Annotated in this window: 19 protein-coding genes; 11 read left to right on the forward strand and 8 right to left on the reverse strand. The window is 63.1% G+C overall.

Features of this window, described 5'->3' with window-relative positions; all coding sequences use genetic code 11:
* Positions 1-130: 130 nt before the first annotated feature.
* Entirely contained in the window at positions 131-1,105 is a 975-nt protein-coding gene (folE2, locus tag IC757_RS07625; RefSeq protein ID WP_223846303.1) for a GTP cyclohydrolase FolE2, read from the forward strand.
* Between the two features lie 52 nt (positions 1,106-1,157).
* On the opposite strand, the gene IC757_RS07630 is transcribed toward folE2, so the two are convergent.
* The 3 genes from IC757_RS07630 to IC757_RS07640 are packed head-to-tail and all read right to left on the reverse strand — an operon-like array spanning position 1,158 to position 4,522.
* Positions 1,158-2,075: a hypothetical protein gene (locus IC757_RS07630; RefSeq protein WP_190976728.1), complete on the reverse strand. Its 918-nt coding sequence runs from the start codon at positions 2,073-2,075 to the stop codon at positions 1,158-1,160.
* Positions 2,059-2,898 carry a M23 family metallopeptidase gene (locus tag IC757_RS07635; RefSeq protein WP_223846304.1) on the reverse strand — a complete coding sequence of 280 codons (840 nt, stop codon included), beginning with the start codon at positions 2,896-2,898 and terminating at the stop codon, positions 2,059-2,061. Before IC757_RS07635 ends, IC757_RS07630 begins: the two co-directional genes overlap by 17 nt.
* Positions 2,891-4,522, reverse strand: coding sequence for a LysM peptidoglycan-binding domain-containing protein (locus tag IC757_RS07640; RefSeq protein ID WP_190976729.1), 1,632 nt, complete (start codon positions 4,520-4,522; stop codon positions 2,891-2,893). Before IC757_RS07640 ends, IC757_RS07635 begins: the two co-directional genes overlap by 8 nt.
* Before the next feature lie 178 nt (positions 4,523-4,700).
* On the opposite strand from IC757_RS07640, the gene rnr reads away from it, so the two are divergent.
* The 3 genes from rnr to IC757_RS07655 are packed head-to-tail and all read left to right on the forward strand — an operon-like array spanning position 4,701 to position 8,197.
* Positions 4,701-6,839, forward strand: a complete 2,139-nt coding sequence (gene rnr / locus IC757_RS07645; RefSeq protein WP_190976730.1) for a ribonuclease R — start codon at positions 4,701-4,703, stop codon at positions 6,837-6,839.
* Between the two features lie 42 nt (positions 6,840-6,881).
* The gene (gene rlmB / locus IC757_RS07650) at positions 6,882-7,616 is read left to right on the forward strand and encodes a 23S rRNA (guanosine(2251)-2'-O)-methyltransferase RlmB (protein WP_190976731.1); all 735 of its coding nucleotides are present in this window, start codon (positions 6,882-6,884) and stop codon (positions 7,614-7,616) included.
* The gene (locus tag IC757_RS07655) at positions 7,613-8,197 is read left to right on the forward strand and encodes a nucleoside deaminase (protein ID WP_190976732.1); all 585 of its coding nucleotides are present in this window, start codon (positions 7,613-7,615) and stop codon (positions 8,195-8,197) included. Before rlmB ends, IC757_RS07655 begins: the two co-directional genes overlap by 4 nt.
* A gap of 69 nt (positions 8,198-8,266) precedes the next feature.
* Here IC757_RS07655 and IC757_RS07660 read toward each other — a convergent pair whose 3' ends face one another.
* A complete protein-coding gene (locus IC757_RS07660; protein ID WP_190976733.1) occupies positions 8,267-8,626 on the reverse strand; it encodes a DUF4168 domain-containing protein in 360 nt (119 codons plus the stop codon).
* Positions 8,627-8,792: 166 nt separating this feature from the next.
* Here IC757_RS07660 and IC757_RS07665 point away from each other — a divergent pair, with 166 nt between their 5' ends.
* The 3 genes from IC757_RS07665 to IC757_RS07675 all read left to right on the forward strand — a co-directional run bounded on the left by IC757_RS07665 (position 8,793) and on the right by IC757_RS07675 (position 12,369).
* Positions 8,793-10,241, forward strand: a complete 1,449-nt coding sequence (locus tag IC757_RS07665) for an ATP-binding protein (RefSeq protein WP_190976734.1) — start codon at positions 8,793-8,795, stop codon at positions 10,239-10,241.
* Positions 10,234-11,616: a sigma-54-dependent transcriptional regulator gene (locus tag IC757_RS07670; protein ID WP_190976735.1), complete on the forward strand. Its 1,383-nt coding sequence runs from the start codon at positions 10,234-10,236 to the stop codon at positions 11,614-11,616. Before IC757_RS07665 ends, IC757_RS07670 begins: the two co-directional genes overlap by 8 nt.
* 81 nt (positions 11,617-11,697) lie before the next feature.
* On the forward strand, positions 11,698-12,369 hold the full coding sequence (locus tag IC757_RS07675; RefSeq protein WP_190976736.1) for an OmpA family protein: 672 nt from the start codon (positions 11,698-11,700) through the stop codon (positions 12,367-12,369).
* Here the strand turns inward: IC757_RS07675 and IC757_RS07680 are convergent, their stop codons facing one another.
* From IC757_RS07680 to IC757_RS07685, 3 genes are read right to left on the reverse strand one after another with little or no spacing between them, the layout of a single operon-like run.
* Positions 12,370-13,164: a pseudouridine synthase gene (locus tag IC757_RS07680; protein WP_263405595.1), complete on the reverse strand. Its 795-nt coding sequence runs from the start codon at positions 13,162-13,164 to the stop codon at positions 12,370-12,372.
* Between the two features lie 40 nt (positions 13,165-13,204).
* Positions 13,205-13,960: an SMC-Scp complex subunit ScpB gene (gene scpB, locus IC757_RS16710; protein ID WP_223846305.1), complete on the reverse strand. Its 756-nt coding sequence runs from the start codon at positions 13,958-13,960 to the stop codon at positions 13,205-13,207.
* Positions 13,961-13,982: 22 nt separating this feature from the next.
* Entirely contained in the window at positions 13,983-14,798 is an 816-nt protein-coding gene (locus IC757_RS07685; RefSeq protein ID WP_223846306.1) for a segregation and condensation protein A, read from the reverse strand.
* Positions 14,799-14,922: 124 nt separating this feature from the next.
* Between IC757_RS07685 and IC757_RS07690 the strand changes: the two genes are divergently transcribed.
* Genes IC757_RS07690 through IC757_RS07700 form a run of 3 tightly spaced genes read left to right on the forward strand, consistent with a single transcriptional unit; the run spans position 14,923 to position 16,299 of the window.
* Positions 14,923-15,222: a YciI family protein gene (locus IC757_RS07690; protein ID WP_190976738.1), complete on the forward strand. Its 300-nt coding sequence runs from the start codon at positions 14,923-14,925 to the stop codon at positions 15,220-15,222.
* The gene (locus IC757_RS07695; protein ID WP_190976739.1) at positions 15,219-15,491 is read left to right on the forward strand and encodes a BolA family protein; all 273 of its coding nucleotides are present in this window, start codon (positions 15,219-15,221) and stop codon (positions 15,489-15,491) included. Before IC757_RS07690 ends, IC757_RS07695 begins: the two co-directional genes overlap by 4 nt.
* The gene (locus IC757_RS07700; protein ID WP_190976740.1) at positions 15,481-16,299 is read left to right on the forward strand and encodes a peptidyl-prolyl cis-trans isomerase; all 819 of its coding nucleotides are present in this window, start codon (positions 15,481-15,483) and stop codon (positions 16,297-16,299) included. Before IC757_RS07695 ends, IC757_RS07700 begins: the two co-directional genes overlap by 11 nt.
* A 7-nt stretch (positions 16,300-16,306) precedes the next feature.
* On the opposite strand, the gene queF is transcribed toward IC757_RS07700, so the two are convergent.
* Positions 16,307-16,696, reverse strand: coding sequence for a preQ(1) synthase (gene queF / locus IC757_RS07705; protein WP_190976741.1), 390 nt, complete (start codon positions 16,694-16,696; stop codon positions 16,307-16,309).
* 76 nt (positions 16,697-16,772) lie between these two features.
* Here queF and smc point away from each other — a divergent pair, with 76 nt between their 5' ends.
* Positions 16,773-20,258 carry a chromosome segregation protein SMC gene (gene smc, locus IC757_RS07710; RefSeq protein ID WP_190976742.1) on the forward strand — a complete coding sequence of 1,162 codons (3,486 nt, stop codon included), beginning with the start codon at positions 16,773-16,775 and terminating at the stop codon, positions 20,256-20,258.
* Positions 20,259-20,298: the final 40 nt, after the last annotated feature.

Genomic DNA, 20,298 nt, shown 5'->3' on the forward strand with positions numbered 1-20,298 from the left:
CTTTTCCTGCCCGGGTCCTGAACCCGCACTGTTCGTCACGGTTTATTCATCCCTTGAACTCTAATATCCTGAACCAATCTAAAGGGGCCAATGAATTGACCCGACCAATCGCCCGACGGGAGAAATCAGGATGACCGAGCACAAACGCCTAGCCGGAATGCCGGATATTGCCAGCCACGCGGATCCGCAGGTGGCCGGCCAGCTTGACTGGGTGGGCATGAACGAGATCGAACTGCCCATCATGATCGATGGCTGCGATGGCAGCCGTTCGCAGACCACGGCCCGTGTGAGTGCATTCGTGGATCTGGAGCGTCCGGACAAGCGGGGCATTCACATGTCGCGCCTGTATCTTCTGCTGGACCAGGCGCTGGCCGAGCATACTGTCACGCCTGCGCTGCTGCGGCACCTGCTGCGAGACTTTCTGGCCTCGCACGAGGATCTGAGCTCGCATGCCTTGCTGCGACTGGATTTCGACTACATGGTGCGTCGAAAGTCACTCAAGAGTGATAACAGTGGCTGGAAGCGATATCCGATCAGTCTCATCGCCGGCCTGACTGGAAAGGACTTCTCGCTTGAGATGGCGCTTCAGATCACCTACTCGAGCACCTGCCCGTGTTCGGCGGCACTGGCCCGTCAACTGATTCAGGATCAGTTCCGCAAGGACTTTGGTCCTTCGGGTGAAGTGGAGGCGCAAGCCGTGCTGGAGTGGCTGGGCAGCGAACAGGGTATCGTGGCGACCCCGCATAGCCAGCGCTCGGCAGCCGATCTCAGGTTGCAGCTGGCGCCGAGTTTCGAGGCCTTTCCGTTCGAGCAGATGATCGATGCGGTTGAAGACGCACTGAAAACGCCGGTGCAGGCCGCGGTCAAGCGTGAGGATGAACAGGCATTTGCCCTGCTCAACGGGCAGAACCTGATGTTCTGCGAAGATGCGGCGCGGCGGGTGCAGACGGCCCTGATGGCGCAGGACCGTGTGATCGACTTCTGGGCTCGGTGTCGCCACTTCGAGAGCCTGCATCCGCACAACGCCGTGGCCATCGTGACCAAGGGCGTGGAAGGTGGCTACAAGCCGATTGACGGTCAGCCGTCCGGCTGGCGTCAGGGCTGATCCTGGCGTGCTGTTGTCGCGGCTCGGCGGTCCAGCCGGGGCGCTTTGCTACCTACTGAATGCGTTCCAGGCCAATTTGCAGGTCGGGCAATGCCAGGCCGACGGCTTCTGCATCGGCATCGGCCCAGGATTCTCCAATGATCTCACCGGTTTCGGTGTCAGTGACTGTCATGCGCAGTTTGATGCGGTTGTCGCGTGACATTTCATAGTGGGTGATGCCGACATCGAACCCCAGATCCATGTCGGCCACATCCGTTGGCGTGATGTGACCGGCGCCGGTTTGCAGCGTGAAAGTGCTTGCGCTACGCCAGGTCTGCCCGTCCCTGACTCCCGCCCAGCCCGAGAATCCGGCCTGACGCATGAAGCGCAGAATCTGGTCCTCCCCGACCGGCTCCCCCGAGGGCAGCTGTTTGAGGCGATCGCCGATGACCAGCTGGCTGCCATCAAAGGCGATTTCCTTGAGCAGGCCAGTTTGCTGCTCGCCACTGCCAAAATGGCACTGAGTGGGTGAGGTGTGACTGCTGATGCCATCGCGTCTCACGGACACCGTCAGGTCGCAGTGGCGGCGAACCTCTCCGGTTTCATCAAGTGGTGCAAAGTGGCCCTTCAGGCCGCCGGAGTTGTCAGGGTCGGTTTGCAGTTGCCACTGGAATCGACGTGGCGGTTGATCGGGCTGATCGAGCTGGCGCTGGGTCATGATCAGCCTCAGAGTCGTCGGGTCGGGCGCCGACTGGTCGGTGCTGACGCGCAGGTGGAGCCTGCTCGGCTGTTCGGCTCGCTCCGGGGTCAGATAGTCGCCGGGCAGGCCGTTGGCCAGGTCTCTCAGGACCGGAGGGGGGGCGGTCGCATCGGCTGCGTCCGACGTCGTGGGCGAAGTGGCGCAGCCGGCCAGCGCAATGGCAAGTGCCATGCAGGCGAGTGCAATGGGCAGCTTGGCCAGTTCAGGAGCGGGTTCAGGGCGAATCGGCATGGGGATTCTTGTCCCAGTCGAGCAGCAGGGCCGGATCGACACGGACATCACCCAGGCTGATGCGCCAGTCCAGGTGGGGGCCGGTGGCGCGACCGGTGGCGCCGACCTTGCCGATCAGTTCCCCCTGTTCGATGCGCTGGCCTTCCTCGACCAGGATTTCGCTCAGGTGCAGGAACGAGGAGATCAGGCCATGGCCATGATCAAGAAAGATGGTCAGGCCTGAAAAGTACATGTCGTGGGTGAGTGTTACGATGCCGGCAGCCGGGGCCTTGACCGGGGTGCCGGTTGGCGCGGCAATGTCGATGCCCCAGTGGGGAGCGCGCGGGTTGCCGTTGAGGATTCTCTGACTGCCATAGACGCCAGTGATGCGGCCGATGGTCGGCCAGTTGAAGCCCTCCACCCATTCGGTGCGCTCATCCGAGCGTTCCCGCGCGCGCCGCGCAAGTGCTGCCTCATTGCGTATACGCTCCAGTACATCATCCGGCGGCGTGACCTGTTCATCGGGCAGGCCGTCGATGTGCTGGATATCGAATTCGCGTTCATCTGGACGCAGCCTGCGTTGCCACTGATCACCGTCGGGCAGGGTGACGGCAAGATTTCGGCTCGCCGTATCGTCGCGCCCGAACGCGATGAGAAAACGGCCATCGGCGGAGACTTTGATGGGTTCGCCATCGATCGTGACTTCGCTGCCCGGCGGCGCCTGGCCGGCCAGCAGACCGCCCTGAACCACCTTTCCGTCGAGTGATACGGATGCGAGGGCGTTCGTCTGGAGCTGGCCCAGAATCAGTGCGAAAAGAAGCGGATAGAGGAGTCGTTCAGCCACTGCCTGATCTCCGAATGGTCAGGGACTGCCCCGGTCTGAGAACGCTGTCTTCGTGCAGGTTGTTCCAGCGCATCAGGTCGCGCACGCTGACGCCATGGCGGCGGGCGATGACCCAGAGTGAATCCCCGCTGCGAATCGTGTACTCCACCGCGGCGGCGGCACTTTGTCCCGAAGCCTGCTCCATGTGCACCATCAGGCGCTGACCGGGGCGAATCAAATTGTCGCTGCCGAGATTGTTCCAGCGCCGCAGATCCGCGATCGAAACCCGGTATTGCCGTGCAATCAGCCACAGGTTCTCACCCGGTCGAACCTGGTGCTGGAAGCGCTTGGTGGGCAGCAGCCGTCGCTGCAGCCGCGCCAGTTCGTGGTAAAGATCAGCGTGGGGCGAGTCTTCCGGGGTCTGGCCATTGGCCGCAATGCGCAGGGTCTGGCCGGCGCGCAGGAAATCTCCGTTGAGATCGTTGGCCCGCCGAAGTTCGGCCACCGAGGTGTTGTAGCGGTGTGCGATGTGCGACAGGGTATCGCCATTGCGCACCGTGACCTCTTCCCACACCAGCATGTCCTCGGTGTTGATGTCGGGCAGCACTTCGCGCACCGTTTCAACCTGATCGACGGGCACGATCAGGTGGTGGGGGCCCGATGGCGGCGTAAGGTGTCGATTCAGGCCCGGATTGAGTGCGATCAGTTCAGCAATGTCGAGTTCAGCTTCGGCCGCCAGCGCAACGACATCGACGGCGCTGTCGATGTCCACCCGGGCCACGCGTGGACGATCATCCCAGACGGGCAGCTCGAATCCATAGTCGGACGGGTTGGCAAACAGGCAACCCAGGCCGTTGATCTTGGGAATGTAGGCGCGGGTTTCCCGGGGAAGCGTCAGGCTCTGCCAGTCCGTGCCTCGGCCATTGGAGCGGTTGCGGTTGACGGCGCGCTGCACCCGGCCCTGGCCGGCATTGTAGGCGGCCAGGGCAAGGTTCCAGTCGTCGAATCGATCGTGCAGGTAGGCCAGGTAGTCCAGCGCTGCCCGGGTCGCGGCCCAGACATCGCGACGACCGTCATAGTAGTCGTTGATGGTCAGGCCGTGATCGCGCGCCGTCGCAGTGAGAAACTGCCAGGTTCCGGAGGCGCGACCATGCGAGTAGGCGAAGGGGTCGTAGGCGCTTTCGACGATGGGCAGCAGCGCCAGTTCGCCGGGCAGATCCCGGGCGTCCAGTTCATTGGCGATGTCATGCAGCCAGGGGCGGGCGCGGGTGAGCACGCGGTCCATGTACTCGTCGCGCTCGGAATACCACCGGGCCCAGCGGTCGGCGCGGCTGTCGCCGGGGCAGTCGGCAAAGGCGAAACGCCTGACGATACGCTCCCACAGGTGTTCGGGCTCCTCGTGGACGTCCTCATCGTCGTCTTCTCGCGGCGGGTCTTCAGCCAGTCGCAGCGCGGCCAGTTCCACGATATCGAAAGAATCCGGCTGGTCCGGCGGTGAAACGACTGAGTCGGTCTCGTCCTGAGCAGTCTCGTCGTGCCGGTCGAACGTGGCACATGCCGCGCTGAGCAGCAGAGTCAGCAGCAGTGCACTGGCGGTTCGGAGTCGTGCCGTTGTGCTTGCCGGTTCGATAGTCGAATTGGGCATCAGTTGGTTTCCAGGTCGCCGGTTGTCTTAGCAGGAGTCAATTATGCGGTCGTAATGCTCACGGTCAAGCATCATCGCGCCGCTCGGTCTGGTCCATCATGGGCAAGTCGCGCATGTAAACCATGGTTGCGGGCGCAAGGAGCAACCATGACGGGGCATCGCAGCGAGTACAATGCCGATGATGAACGATAGCGAAAAACACATTACCGCCACCCAGGTCAGGAAGCTGCTGTTGGAGGCTGACCGCCCCCTGACCCGGCGTCACATGTCGCATGCCTTCAACATGGACAAGGAGGCATCCGACCGGTTCCTCAAACCGGTCCTGCAGTCCATGATTGAACGTGGGGAGCTGGTTCGGAACCGGCGAGCGGCCTACGGGCTTGCAGAGCAGATGGACCTGGTGCAGGGGCGTATCAGTGCCCACCCGGACGGATTCGGTTTTGTTGTGCCCGACGAAGGGGGTGATGACCTCTACCTTTCGCCCAAGCAGATGCGGGTGGTATTCAACGGCGACCGGGTATTGGCCGCTGTAACCCGGGTAGACCGGCGGGGACGCAAGGAAGGAGGCATTGTCGAGGTCGTAGAGCGGGCCCATGCCCAGGTCGCCGGGCGCCTGCTGATTGAAAGCGGCGTGGCCATGGTTGTTCCCGATGATCCCCGACTGACCCAGGATATTCTCGTATCGCCCGAAGGGGTCGGCAATGCCGGCCCCGGGCAGATCGTCGTGGTGCGAATCGACCGTCCGCCAACCTTCGAGCGTTCGGCCGTCGGCGAGATCATCGCGGTGCTGGGGCACGCCGACGAACCTGGCATTGCCACGGACATTGCCGTCTACAGTCATCAGCTTCCGCACGAGTTCTCGCGTGAAGTCGTCAGGGAGGCTAAGGATTTCGGCAGCGAGATCAACCCCGCTCATGCCGAGGGGCGGCTGGACCTGCGCGATCTGAAGCTGCTGACCATCGACGGCGCCGATGCGCGCGATTTCGACGATGCCGTCTATGCCGAGCCGCAGGGGGAGGGCTACCGACTCCTGGTCGCCATTGCCGATGTGGCCGAGTACGTCAGGCCGGGTTCTGCGCTTGATGTCGAGGCTCAGCGCCGCGGCACATCGGTGTATTTCCCGGACCGGGTGATTCCGATGTTGCCCGAGGCGCTGTCCAATGGCCTGTGTTCGCTCAACCCGAAGGTCGATCGGCTGTGCCTGGTCTGCGAAATGCGTATCGATGCCCGGGGCAAGGTCACATCCAGTCGCTTCCACGAGGCGGTGATGCGGTCACATGCCCGCCTGACCTACGACCAGGTCAGGCGAATCATGGAAGCCGGGGACCCGCCGCTCATCGAGCGTTTCGGGCATGTGGTGGACAACTTGCAGCATCTGTACAAGGTGTTTCGGCTGCTGTTTTCGCGGCGCGAACGCAGGGGTGCGCTGGACTTTGATTCACGCCAGGCCTATTTCGAGTTCGACACCGACGGTCGGGTGGCCGGCATACGGCTCCAGCAGCGCCACGATGCGCACCGCCTGATCGAAGAATTCATGATTGCCGCCAACGTCGAGGCATCGAAGTTTGTCGCCCGGGGCAAGCTGCCGTTTCTCTATCGTGTTCACGAGCCACCGCCCGATGACAAGCTCGAATCACTCGAGACTTTTCTGCGAGCCCACGGGCTGGAAGTGCGGTGGTCGGAAAAACCGGAGCCGCTGCAGTTCGCCGCCATCCAGCACAAGGTGGCCGGTCGCACCGATGCGCCGCTGGTCAACGCGCATATCCTGCGCAGCCTGAGCCTGGCGGTCTACCAGCCTGAAAACAAGGGTCACTTTGGTCTGGCGCTGGATTCCTACAGCCATTTCACCTCGCCGATCAGGCGCTACCCCGACCTGCTGCTGCATCGCGCCATCAAACACCTGGTCCGGGGACGGCCGGGCGACGAGTTTGCCTATGACAGGCGCCAGATGAACGAGCTTGGGCGGCACTGCTCCTGGACCGAGCGGCGCGCCGAAGATGCCGCACGGGATGTGGATGAACGCCTCAAGTGTCAGTTCATGAAGCGTCATATTGGCGATGTGTTTGAAGGCATCGTAACCGGGGTGACGAGTTTCGGGCTGTTTGTCGAACTGACCGAGCTGGCCGTCAGCGGGCTGGTGCATGTGACGGCCATGCCGAATGACTATTACCAATTCGATCCGGTGGGGTCCAGCCTGACCGGAAAACGTCGCGGCCTGAGCTTCCGCCTTGCCGACCCGGTGCGTGTGGAAGTGATCGGTGTCAGTCTCGAAGAGCGCAAGATCGACTTCCAGCTGGTCGAGGACGAGAAGGACTGAGATGGGGCTGCCGTCGGCCCACGGAATGTGGGAGCTGTATTCATGAAGCGTGAGCTGGCCATGGGCATCAATGCCGTCGAGGGGCTGGTCAGGCACGCGCCCGAGAGAATCGTCCGCGTCTGGATTCGGCCGGGCAATCGGCGCCTGGAGATGCTGGAAGCGCAACTGCGCGAATGTGGCGTGAGTATCGAGCCGGCCGATCAGCAGAGGCTGGATCGCAAGGCCGGGCGAGTGCCCCACCAGGGAGTGATTGCCGAGTTCCAGCCGCTGCCCCCGATTGACGAGGCGTCACTGAAGGATGTGGTGCGGGCGCGCGGCGAGAACACACTGCTGCTGATCCTTGATGGTGTGCAGGACCCGCACAATCTGGGGGCCTGTCTACGCAGTGCAGCCGCCGCCGGTGCCGATGCCGTGGTCGTGCCCAGGGACCGTGCCGCGGGCATGAGTCCGGCGGCGCGTCGCGTGGCTGCCGGGGGCGCCGAGCAGGTGCCCGTGGCCGTGGTCACCAATCTGGCACGCACCATGCGCATGCTGGCCGATCATGGTGTCTGGCTCGTCGGGCTGGCCGGGGAGGCGACCGACACGCTCTATCATGCCCCCTTGTCCGGGCCCGTTGGCCTGGTGCTGGGCAGTGAGGATAGGGGCCTGAGACAACTGACCCGAAAGCACTGTGATGCACTGGTGCGTATCCCCATGCCCGGTGAGATGGAGAGTCTGAATGTGTCGGTCAGTGCTGGAATTGCGCTGTTCGAGGTGGTCAGGAGAAGAAGTCAATGATGTCGAAAGCCGACAACAACAGCGTTCGCATCGACCTGCCCGATTGGATCGCAGGTGTCGAGCAGCAGTTGCCTGCCAGTCTAGAAACGGCTGAACAACGCATGAGCGTGGCCATCAGCCTGGCTGAACAGAACCTGAGACATGGCACCGGTGGTCCTTTCGGAGCGCTGGTGGTTGCCGTGGGCAGTGGGGCTGTCATTGCCCTGGGGGTCAACCGTGTCGAGCCGCAGTTGTGTTCGGCGGCACATGCCGAAATCGTGGCCCTGAGCCTGGCCCAGCGACGCATGGGGCACTGGAATCTTTCCGAGACTCCGCATGGCCCGTTGCAACTGGTCACTTCCTGCGAGCCCTGTGCCATGTGTCTGGGCGCGATCCCGTGGTCGGGAGTCACCTCGGTGCTGTGCGGCGCAACCAAGGCGGATGCAGAAGCGGCCGGGTTTGACGAGGGCGCCCGTTCGAGTCGATGGGTCGAGGAGCTGGACCGGCGCGGCGTGGACGTGCGCACCGGGGTGTTGAGAGAGCAGGCAGCGCGCGTGCTTGAGCGCTATGCGCGACAGGGCAACACGATCTACAACCCATAAAAAAACCGGAGCCCCGAGTCGGGGCTCCGGCAGTCCGGTTTGAGGCGATTGGGGATCGCCCGATGATTCTTACTGAATCATCTCGGTCAGTTCTTGCTGCAGCTCGGGATCGTTCTGGATCGCCATGGCGATGCGATTGAACGATTCCACGTCCAGGCCGGCGCCTTCAACAGCTTCGGTCATCTTCTCGTTGGCTTCGACCTGCAGCTCGTGGGCCTTCTCGGGGTCTTCAACGCCCTGCAGGCGGGCCGAGAAGTCCTGCTGGATGCTGGAGATCTCTACCTGGGCTTCAGCAAACTGCTGCAGCTCTTGCGAGGAGACGTCCGTCTGCTCCGGCTCGGGCGGCTGCTCGTACTGAGCGATAGCGGCGGTACCGAAGGCCAGGGCAACGGCGAAGGTCATCAGGGTAATCATTTTGCGAAGGTTCATGGTGTTGCTCCTTTTCAGGTTGCGTGTCAAATTTCGCGAAGATATACATGCAAGATGCGCGCCAAGCCGGCAAGTCATTGTTTTTGCGTGTTGGAGCCTTCAGGTGAGTCACCAGAATGCACGGATTGTGTGTCACAATGGCGCATGTGCCTGAATTGAAAGCCTCATGAAGAGTTTACGACTGCAACTGATACTGCTGGTTTTTCTGCCACTGACGGTGCTTGGCACGGTGGTGGTGTGGATGACGCACCACGCCGTCGAAGGTCTGCTGGAGCACCGCCTGCAAAAGGAAATCGAGCTGGTGGCCCGCGCCATGCGGGTGCCCGTCGAGCGATCCTTGCTGGCTGGTGACCTTGGCGGCGTGCAGGACACGCTTGATGCGGTGTTCGACATCGGGCGGGTGTACGGGGCCTATGTCTATGATGCCGGCGGACGCCGTGTAGCCGTTGCCGGTGAAGCCAGGCCGGGGCCCAGGGAGCAGATCGAGGCGGCTGAACTGGTGGCGCTGGGTGAAGAGCTGGGGCGCTACGCGGAACTGGGCGGTGAGGAAGTGTTTTCCTATTTTGTGCCGCTAACCGGCCCGGCCGGGCGAATCGAGGGCTTGCTGCAAGTCGTCAGACTGGAGCAGGAGATTGCCGAGCAGCTTGAGGAGTTGCGCGTGCTGGGGTGGCTGCTGTGGACGCTGGTGATGGTGGTGATGTTTGCCATTGTTCTGATTGGTCACCGACTGGCGGTCGGGCGGCATGTGGAGCGCCTTGTGCAATCGATGGCCCGGGTCGAGGCCGGGGAGCCCCGGCACCGGGCCCAGGTCGACGGCCCGGATGAGCTGGCCGGCGTAGCGGGCGCGCTCAATCGCATGCTCGATGGGCTTGATCGCATGCAGGCCGAACTGGATGTCGAGCGGCAGGAGCGCCAGTACATGCTCGAGCAGATGCGCCAGCAGGAACACCTGGCCGCGCTGGGGCGGTTTTCCTCGGGCGTGGCGCATGAACTGGGTGCGCCGCTGACGGTCATCGATGGCGATACTCGCCGCCTGCAGCAGCATGAAGACCTGGGCGATGATGCGCGCCGCCGTCTGGAGCGTATGCGGCGGCAGGTTCAGCGCACCCGTGAGCTGATCTCGCAACTGATGGAGTTCGTGCGCAGCGACCATCAGCCCGCCGAGTCGGTCGAGCTGGGTCGTTTGCTCAGACGTACCCTGGCAGCCATGCGTCCGGAGTGCGAATCGCGCGGGATCGAGTTGAGCGTCGACGAGTTGCCCGACGAGATCCGGGTGCGTGGCTGGGAGGTGCGGCTGGAGCATGCACTGGTCAACCTTGTGCGCAATGCCGTTCAGGCGGCCAGTTCGGCCGTGGCCGTGGTGGTCGAACGACGTAATGGCAGCGTGGTGGTCGCTGTCGAGGATGATGGTCCCGGCGTGCCGGCCGGGGAGCGCGAGCGGATTTTCGAGCCGTTCCATACCCGCGGCAAGGAGGGTCGCGGCACCGGTCTGGGTCTGGCCATCGTGAAGTCCGTGGCCGAAGAGCATCAGGCCGGCCTGAACGTGGTCTCCAGTCATGCGCTGGGTGGCAGTCGTTTCGAACTGGTTCTGGATCAGGAGGCAGCCGATGGGTGATGTTCGCTACAACGTGCTGGTGGTGGAGGATGACCGCGCCCTGGGCGAGCTTTTGCTCGAAGAGCTGGAAGCCGAGGGGTACCGGGTGCGTCACGTGGAAACGGCCGAGGCGGCCATGGAGTGTATCGACGAGGTGGACCCCGACCTGGTCGTGACCGACCTGCAGTTGCCCGGGGCCGATGGCCTGGCGCTGCTGGAGGCGGTGCGTGAACGACATGTGGCGCCGGCCACCCTGATGATCAGCGCCTATGGCACGGTCGACCGGGCCGTGGCGGCACTCAAGGCCGGGGCCGACAACTTTCTGACCAAGCCGCTGGACATGGATCATTTCATCCTCAGTGTCGAGCGGGTGCTGGCCAATCGCCGCCTGCGCTCGGAAGTGCGCCGCTTTCGCGAAATGCTCGAACGCGACAGCTTCCACGGCATGGAGGGTTCCAGTCGGGCGATGCGAGTGCTGTTCGATCGCGTTGCCCAGGTTGCCAGGGCAGACGGTGCCGTGCTGGTCAGTGGCGAGTCAGGTACCGGCAAGGATCTGATTGCCCATGCCATCCACGCCGAGAGCCCCCGCGCCGACATGCCCTTTCTGGCCGTCAATTGCGCGGGTGTGCCGGCCGACCTGCTGGAGTCGGAATTCTTCGGCCATGCCGAAGGTGCGTTTTCCGGAGCCGATCGTGCCCGTCCGGGCCTGTTTCGCGAGGCTGATGGCGGCACCTTGTTTCTTGACGAGATCGGCGAGATGCCGACTGCGCTGCAGGCAAAGCTGCTCAGGGCGCTGCAGGACGGACGTATTCGCCCGGTCGGCGCCGATCGCGAGCACCAGGTTGATGTGCGCCTGATTGCCGCCACCAACCAGGATCTTCAGTCCCTGGTTGAAAAGGGGGAGTTCCGCGAGGATCTTTACTATCGGCTGGAAGCCTTTCAGCTCAGCATTCCACCGCTGCGCGAGCGGGGCGAGGACCTGGAGCTGCTGGCCATGAGTTTCCTGGCCCGCTTCGCCGCCGCCAGCCGCCGTCCGGCTCGCCGCCTGTCCGAACAGGCGCTGAGGGCCGTGCGCGAGTACCACTGGCCCGGCAACGTGCGTGAGCTGAAGAACGCCATGGAGCGGGCCGTGACCTTCTGTGAGGACGAAGAGGTGGGAATTGAACACCTGCCCGAGCGGGTGCGGCAAGGGAACGGCAAACCGGCATCGGAAGACAGTTCAGCGAGCACGGCGGTGCCTGATGCGCTGCTGAAAGGCGACATGCTGCCCAGTCTGGACGAACTGAGAAGCCGGTACGTGCATTACGTGCTCGAGAGGGTCGACGGCAACAAGCGGCGGGCGGCCGCCTTGCTGGGTGTTGGGCGTCGCACGCTGTATCGCTGGCTTGAGCAGTAGCCGGATTCAGGGGTTGTTCAGTGGCTGCCGGATATACCTGCTGCCACGACCTCATTAGTCACTTTGTCAGGAGAACAGATCATGAAATGCAGTTGGCCCACTCGCTGGATTGCCGTACCCGCTTTCGTTGCCGTGCTCGCCGGTTGTGCCACGACCACCGATCCGTGGACTGGGGAGGAGCGTGCGACCCGGGCCGGGCAGGGTGCGGCGATCGGGGCCGGAATCGGGGCCGTGGTGGGCGCCGTGACCGGTCGTGACCGGGTCCGGCGCGCTGCCATCGGAGCCGGCGTGGGCGCACTCAGCGGGGCAGCCATCGGGTCCTACATGGATCGCCAGGAAGCCGAGCTGCGCCGTCAGTTAGAAGGAACGGGCGTTGGCGTGACGCGCCGCGGCGACGAGATCATTCTGAACATGCCGGGTAATATCACGTTCGGTTTCGATAGTGCGGATCTGCGTCCGGACTTCTTCGAGGTGCTCAATTCGGTGGCGCTGGTGCTGGAGGAATTCGATCAGACCGTGCTGGTGGTCGACGGGCACACCGATTCGGTGGGTTCGCACCAGTACAACATGGGACTTTCCCAGCGCCGTGCCGAAACCGTCGGTCGTTACCTGGTGGGGCAGGGTGTCGAGCCGGTGCGCATCGCGACCTATGGTCACGGCCCCGATTACCCGGTGGCCAGCAACGAAAACGAGGTCGGTCGCGCCCAGAATCGTCGGGTCGAGCTCACCCTGATGCCGGTAACCGCCGGCTGATCATCGCTTGCGGGGTGTTTTTTTGTCGCCGGGCTGCTTGCCCGGCGGCACCAGTTCCAGTTCCGTTGGCCGGCCTGGCAGGCCCACGTCTTCGCGCAGAATGCGGTGGTCGGTGGCATTGAGTGCGTGGAAGCGCCCCGGTCGCAGGCTGCTGGGCAGAAACACCGGGCCGAAGCGCACACGCTTCAGTCTGGCCACCTGGGCGCCCACGGCTTCCCAGAGTCTGCGCACCTCGCGATTCCTTCCTTCCATGATCGCCACCGTGTACCAGGCGTGTCCGGCGGTGACTTCACCGGGGACGATGTCGGAGAAGCGGGCCATGCCGTCTTCGAGTCGAACGCCCTTTCTGAGCTGCTCGAGCTGATCGTCACTGACCGCCCCGCGAATGCGGCACAGGTACTCGCGATCGACATTGCCGGAAGGGTGCATCATGCGATGGGCCAGTTCGCCATCAGTGGTCAGCAGCAGCAGGCCGGAGGTGTTGATGTCCAGCCGCCCAATGGCAATCCAGCGACCCTCTTTCGGGCGCGGCAGCTTGTCGAAAACCGTGGGACGACCTTCCGGATCCTTTCGTGTCGTGACCTGTCCCTCGGGCTTGAAGTAGATCAGGGTCTGGTGGCTGGGCTGACTGGCCGCTACCGTCCACTTGCGACCATCGACCTCGATGGAATCGTCTTCGCCAACGGAAGTGCCCGGTTCGGCAACCTGCCCGTTGACGCGAACGTCGCCTGCGGCAATGCGCTCGTCCAGCGCCCGCCGCGAACCCAGTCCGGCCCGTGCCATCACCTTCTGCAAGCGCTCGCGTCCGGCAGCCGCTGGAGCGGCATCGGTACGATCACCCTTCTTGGTCGACGGGCGGTTCCTGCGTTGCGGCGGCTTGCCCTTTCGGCTCTGGGTCGGACGCTTCGTCTTCGCCTGGTTGACCGTCGGTTTCCTGCGGGTCTTCTCCGGCTGGCGGGTCGCCGGCTTCCGGCGCTGGGTCTTCTTGGTCATTTGCCTGGTCGCTGTCTGTCGTCTTGTCTTCGCTGGCGGGATGATGGAGTTCGAGTTCCGGTTCGAGATTGTCGATGTCCTTGATCTCGGCGAGGGTGGGCAGTTCGTCGAGCGATTTCAGGTTGAAGTAGTCGAGAAAGGCCCGGGTCGTGCCCAGCAACTCCGGGCGACCCGGTACGTCCCGATGTCCGACCACCTTGATCCAGTCGCGTTCCTGCAGGGTTCGCAGGATATTCGAGCTGATCGATACGCCGCGAATCTGCTCGATCTCGCCGCGGGTGATGGGCTGGCGATAGGCAATGATGGCCAGGGTTTCCAGCAGGGCCCGCGAGTACCTGGGCGGTTTCTCGGTCCATAGCTGGGAAATCACCGGCATCAGGTCGGTGCGGATCTGCAGGCGATAACCGCTGCCCACCTCCTTGAGTTCCACGGCCCGGCCTTCCAGTTCGGCATCAAGCGCGGCCAGGGCTTCTCTGATCGGCCCGTGGCCGGGCTGCTCTTCGGCAGGGAACAGGCTGTTGAGCTGGTTGAGACTGAGCGGGTTGCCGGCTGCCAGCAATGCCGCTTCGATAATGCGTTTGAGGTAATCGATATCCATGATGGTTTGTCAGTGGCGTCGTTCAGGCCCGCGCCGTGGGGCTTCGAAGATAGATGCTGCCGAACAGTTCCTGCTGCACCAGGTCAATGAGATGTTCGCGCAACAGTTCCAGCAGGGCCAGGAAAGTCACTACGGCGCCACGGCGCCCTTCCTCGAGATCGAAACAGCGCTCGAACTCCACGAACTGGTCGCTTGACACCAGGTCGATGATCCGTGCCATGCGCTCCCTGACCGACAGCGGTTCGGCCTGAATATGATGGTGGGCCAGCATTTCCGCCCGGGCCATGACATCGCGCAGGGCCAGCAGCACCTCGCGCAGGTCGACCTCGGGCGGCAGGCGAATCTCGCCACGCTCTTCGACATCGGCCTCGGCCACGGCCAGATCACGCTCCAGGCGCGGCAGTTCGTCGAGATCCTCGGCGGCCTTCTTGAAGCGCTCGTACTCCTGCAGGCGTCTGACCAGTTCGGCGCGCGGGTCCTCCTCTTCCTCTTCCTCGGCCTGCGGGCGAGGCAGCAGCATGCGCGATTTGATCTCGGCAAGAATCGCGGCCATGACCAGGTACTCGGCGGCCAGCTCGAGCTTCATGTCGGTCATCATCTCGATATAACCCGTGTACTGGCGGGTGACCTCGGCAATCGGAATATCGAGGATGTCGAGATTCTGTCGCCGGATCAGGTAAAGCAGCAGATCCAGCGGCCCTTCGAAGGCCTCGAGAAAGACTTCCAGGGCATCGGGCGGAATGTAAAGATCGTCGGGCAACTTGAGCAGCGGTTCGCCCTGCACAATGGCAAAGGGCATTTCCTGCTGGCTGGCCGGATGTTCGACTGTGTCGGTCATGCGGCAAGTTTAGCAGGGGACCGGCAGGCGGAGTCGCGTGATTGTCCGGGAAGGGGCAGGTGCTGGCCATGGCGGCGTCCGGCGAGCGTACAATGTCGCCCCTGACTCATGCTGCGGAACCGACATGATGTACATGATTCTCGGGCGCGAGTCCGAGTCCGGGCTGGAGCGACGAAGGGCCTCGCGAGAAGCGCACCTGGCCCGACTCAAAGCCCTGCGTGACGAGGGACGGTTGCTGCTGGCCGGCCCTCTGCCATCGATCGATGCCGAAGATCCGGGGCCGGCGGGTTTTGCCGGTTCTCTGGTCGTGGCCGAGTTCGACAGTCTTGCCGATGCCCGGGACTGGGCCGAGTCCGACCCCTATGTGCAATCCGGCGCCTGGCAGGGTGTCGAGGTGCAGCCGTTCAAGGCGGTGCTGCCATGACCGAGGCACGGGTTGCCATGATCCGGGAACGCCTGGAGCAGGCGTTTGCGCCGGTTGAACTGGAGGTGGTGGATGATTCCCATCGCCATCGCGGGCATCCCGGCGCCAGAGATGGCCGGGGGCACTTTCAGGTACGCATCGTCAGCCCGGCGTTTGCAGGCATGTCGCGACTGGCACGACACCGTGCAGTCTACGAGGCGATGGGCGCGCTCATGCAGACCGATATCCATGCACTCAATATTGAGGCTGTTTCTGAGAATGACTCGTAAAATACTTTTTTCACTGCTTATTTTGGGGTTCATCGGGGGTTGTCAGACGGATCCCGACGGGGTCGGCGAGGACGAAGTCGTGCTGGTTCTGGTCGATGGGGAGCCCATTACGTTGCCCATGCTGGAGCTGGTGATGAGTGCCCGCGGGGTCGGCGAAGACGATCACGATGGCATGCGTGAGCTGCTCGACGAACTGATCGGCATGCGTGCGATTGCCAGCGCGGCCGAGCGCGAAGGCATCGCTGATGATAAGTCGGTGCGGGCCGAGCGCCGAGTTCGCGACCTGGAGGTGCTCAACCGGCACTATATCAACCAGTTCCAGCGCGAATACCCCGTGACAGACGAGGACATCGAGGCGGTCTATCAGCGCCAGGTCGAACGTTCCGGTGATCGTCAGTACCGTATCGAGACCATCACTTACCCGGATCAGGCAACGGTGCTCAGGGAGTTGGGGCGCATCGACGATGGTGAAAAGGAGTATGCGGACGTTCGCGACCGGGCCGAGTCGGAAGGATTGTCTGTTGAACAGCCTGGCTGGATTGATCTCAGCCAGGTGCCCGAGTCATTTGCAGCCGCGCTGGAAGGGCGTTCGGCCGGTGAAGTCGTGACTCTGCCGCTGGAAACGCCACAGGGTTGGCGCCTGGTCCAGGTGGTCGACACACGGGCGCTGGAGCCGCCGCCGCTGGCAGAGGTGCGCGACGGCATTGCCCGCAGTCTGATGCAGCAACGGCGTCAGGCCCTGCTCGATGAAATGCGCGAACAGGCCGAGATCGAGCCGATGCTGCCGCTGGACGAGTCGACGGAATAAACCGGGTTCAGGGAAGGCTGACCGGTTGGGGTGGCTGCCAGTCCCTGGCCCGATGCTCGACGATGACATTGGTGTAAATGCCGCCGCGGACCTTGAACTCGGCCGTCAGGCGCATGAAGCGCGGCTGGGTCGCGGCAACGAGATCCTCAAGCATCTCGTTGGTGACTGCCTCGTGGAAAGCGCCTTGCTCACGAAAGCTCCAGATGTAGAGCTTGAGTGATTTGAGTTCCACGCAAAGCTTGTCCGGAACGTATTCGAGATACAGTTCCGCGAAGTCGGGTTGCCCTGTCTTGGGGCAGAGACAGGTAAATTCTGGCATGCGAATCCGGATGGTATAATCGCGCGCCGGGTGCGGGTTGGGAAAGGTTTCGAGATCCTTGCTGGGCTGACTGGCCATTTTTGGGGGAAGGTCCTGCTGATTCCGTTGCAACGGCGACTTACATTACAACAATTCCTGGGTGGACACCGCGTCAATGCGACTGACCGCAATAAAACTGTCGGGCTTCAAATCCTTCGTTGAGCCGACCACGATCAAGTTTCCCTCCAACCTGATGGGTGTTGTCGGGCCCAATGGCTGCGGCAAATCCAACATCATTGATGCCGTGCGGTGGGTCATGGGCGAGAGCTCGGCCCGGCAATTGCGTGGTGAATCGATGAGCGACGTGATCTTCTCGGGCTCGAGCGCGCGCAAACCCGTGGCCACCGCGACGGTTGAGCTGGTGTTCGACAATTCCGATGGCCGTGCCGGCGGCGAGTATGCCGATTACAACGAGATCTCGGTCAAGCGCCAGGTCAGCCGCGACGGTCAGTCGGCCTACTATCTCAATGGCACGAAGTGCCGTCGCAAGGACATCACCAATCTCTTTCTCGGCACCGGGCTGGGTCCGCGCAGCTATGCCATCATCGAGCAGGGCATGATTTCGCAGATCGTCGAGGCCCGTCCCGAGGAGCTGCGCGGTTTTCTTGAGGAGGCTGCCGGCATATCGCGCTACAAGGAGCGTCGCCGCGAAACGGAAAACCGTATCCGTCATACCCGCGAAAACCTCGAGCGCCTGGCCGACCTGCGCGAAGAAGTTTCAAAACATCTCGACAAGCTCAAGCGGCAGGCCAATGCCGCCGAGCGCTATCGCAAGCTCAAGGCGCGCTATCGCCAGGACGAGGCCCGCCTGCTGGCCCTGCGCTGGCGCGAGTATCGCAGCCGCGCCACGCAGGAAGAGCAGGTGCTGCGCGAGGTCGAGAACAAGCTGCAGCAGACCCTGGCCCGTCAGCGCGAAGCGGAGAAGGAACTGGAATCGCTGCGTCAGCAGCAGCACGGGGCCTCGGATGCGGTTTCAAAAGTGCAGGGCGAGCTCTACGAAGTAGCCGGCGAGATCGCACGCATCGAACAGTCGATTGAGCATCAGCGCGAGATTCGCAAGCGGCAACAGGCCGAGCATGCGGACACCGAATCGCAGCTCAACGAACTCAAGCAGCACCTGGTGCTCGACAAGGCTCAGGTCAAGGAAACCTCCGAGCTGCTGGCGCGACTCAGCCCCGAGCTTGAACAGGCGCGGGAGGAAGAGAGCTCGGCGGCCGCTGAGGTCGAACGCATCGAACAGCAACTTGCGCAATGGCAGGAGCGCTGGCAGGCCCACCAGGAGCAGGCCAGCAAGACCGCCAGCACGACCGAGCTCCTGCGCCAGCGTATCGAACATATCGACGAGCGCATGAACCGCGCTGCCGAGCGCTTGAAAACCCTGGATGATGACAGCGGCACGGCGCTGATCGAACGCCTGGAGAGCGAGCACGCCGAGGCAAACGAGAAACTGGCCGTCACCGACGAGAGCATGACCCGGGAAAAGGAGCAGTCGGATGCGCAGCAGGCCGAGATTTCCGAATTGCGCCGCCGTATCGAGGCCCTGCGCAACGACCTGGAAGCCGCCCGGGCTGCACGCCACGAACGTCAGGCCCGCATCGAGTCCTTGCGTCTGCTCAATCAGGACGGCGATCAGGCCGAGGTCCTCGAGTCCTGGTTGAAGGATCACGACATCGATCCCGAATCCCGGATCATGAGCCGCCTGAAACTCCGTGACACGCGCTGGACCCGTGCTGTCGAGACCGTGCTGTCGGCCTGGCTGCAGGCCGTACAGGTCGATGAGATCGGGTCGGATCTGCTGGAGAAACTGCCGCCGGCCGGGCTGTTTCTAGCCGAAAAGCGATCCGTGTCGCCGTCGCCTGGAAGCCTGGGCGAGCAGGTCGAGGGAGCCGGAGTGCTCGCATCCGTGCTGGGTCGGGTTTTTCTGGCCGAGCATCCGGACGAGGCCCGGCGCAAGTTGGAATCACTGCAAGCAGACGAGTCGGTAGTGACGCCGGAAGGGCTGTGGCTGGGGCAGGGATGGCTGCGTCAGCCCGAGGCGGCCGAATCAGGCAGCAGCCTGCTTGAGCGCGAACAGGAAATTCGCGACCTGAGCGCGGCGGTGGAGGAGGATGATCATCGCATCGCCGAAATCGAACAGGCGCTGAGCCAGGCGCGCGAGAGCCTGGAGCGTGCCGAACGGGCACTGAGTGAAACGGCCCGTCGAAGCGAACAGTTGCAGCGGGCCCGGGGACAGTTTCACGGACAAGTCAGCGCGCTGGCCAGCCGGCTGGAATCGGCCCGGCGTCAGCGCCAGGCCGCTGCTCAGGAGCGTGAAACACTGGTGCAGCGCCAGCAGGAAGATGGAGAGGCGGTAACGCAGGCCCGCCAGGAACTCGAACAGGCCATGGCTGGCATGGAGGCGGCGCAGCAGGAGCGCGAGCCGCTGGTGAGTGAAAAGACGCGTCTGGACGAGCAACGCAACCTGTTGCGACAGCGTCGCCGGGAAGTGGCCGAAAAGCGCGAGGCCCTGTCGCTGAAAGTCGAGTCCAGCCGGGCCGGACTGGAATCGCTGCGCCAGTCGATCGAGCGCATGGACAGCCAGGTGGGTCAGCTCCAGTCACGTTACCTGGAATTGAGCGAGGCTCTGGCCGAAGGCGATGCGCCGGTGCGCGAGCAGGAGGAGAAGCGCGATCAGTTGCTGGAGCGGCGGCTGGAGGTCGAAAAGCGGCTGCGCAAGGCGCGGCAGGAACTCGAAGCGCTGGAAACCGAGTGGCGTCGGCAGGACGATATCCGCCAGTCCGCCAGCGCCGGTGCCGACGAGATTCGATCCGAGCAGTCGCGCCGACAGCTTGAACTGAAAGAAACCCAGCTCAAGGCCGATGGCGTGGCCAGTCGAATCGAGGAACTCGATGCCGATCTCGACCAACTGCTGGGAGAGCTGCCGGAAGGTGCTGCTGCCGAGAAGTACCAGCAGGAACTTGAGGCGCTGGAACAGAAGATTCGCAAGCTCGAACCGGTCAACCTGGCCGCAATCGAAGAGTACGATGCCGAGTCCGAGCGCAAGGAGTACCTGGACCGGCAGCATGCCGACCTCGAAGATGCGCTGGAAACGCTGGAAAAGGCCATCGCCAGAATCGATCGCGACACGCGAACTCGTTTTCGCGAAACATTCGAGCAGGTCAATCGCAACATGGAGCAGCTCTTCCCGCGCCTGTTCGGGGGAGGGCATGGCCATCTCGAAATGGTCGGTGATGACTGGTTGTCGGCCGGTGTGGCGATCATGGCCCGTCCGCCGGGCAAGCGCATTGCCCGCATTCACCTGTTGTCGGGTGGGGAGAAGGCGCTGACGGCCGTGTCATTCGTGTTTTCGATCTTCAATCTCAACCCGGCCCCGTTCTGCCTGCTCGACGAGGTCGATGCGCCGCTTGATGACGCCAATGTCGGACGTTTCTCCGACATGGTTCGGGAAATGTCGGAACAGGTACAGTTTGTGATGGTCACGCATAACAAGGTCACCATGGAAGTCGCGCACCAGATGTTGGGTGTCACCATGCGCGAACCCGGTGTGTCACGCCTGGTCTCGGTGGACCTGGATCGTGCCGTCGAAATGGCGCAGGCCTGATCGCGTGCTCCGGGCTTCGGTTACACTTTCGACTGGGATT

The organism is Wenzhouxiangella sp. AB-CW3 (assembly GCF_014725735.1).
In the GTDB taxonomy this organism is placed as follows: Bacteria; Pseudomonadota; Gammaproteobacteria; order Xanthomonadales; family Wenzhouxiangellaceae; genus Wenzhouxiangella.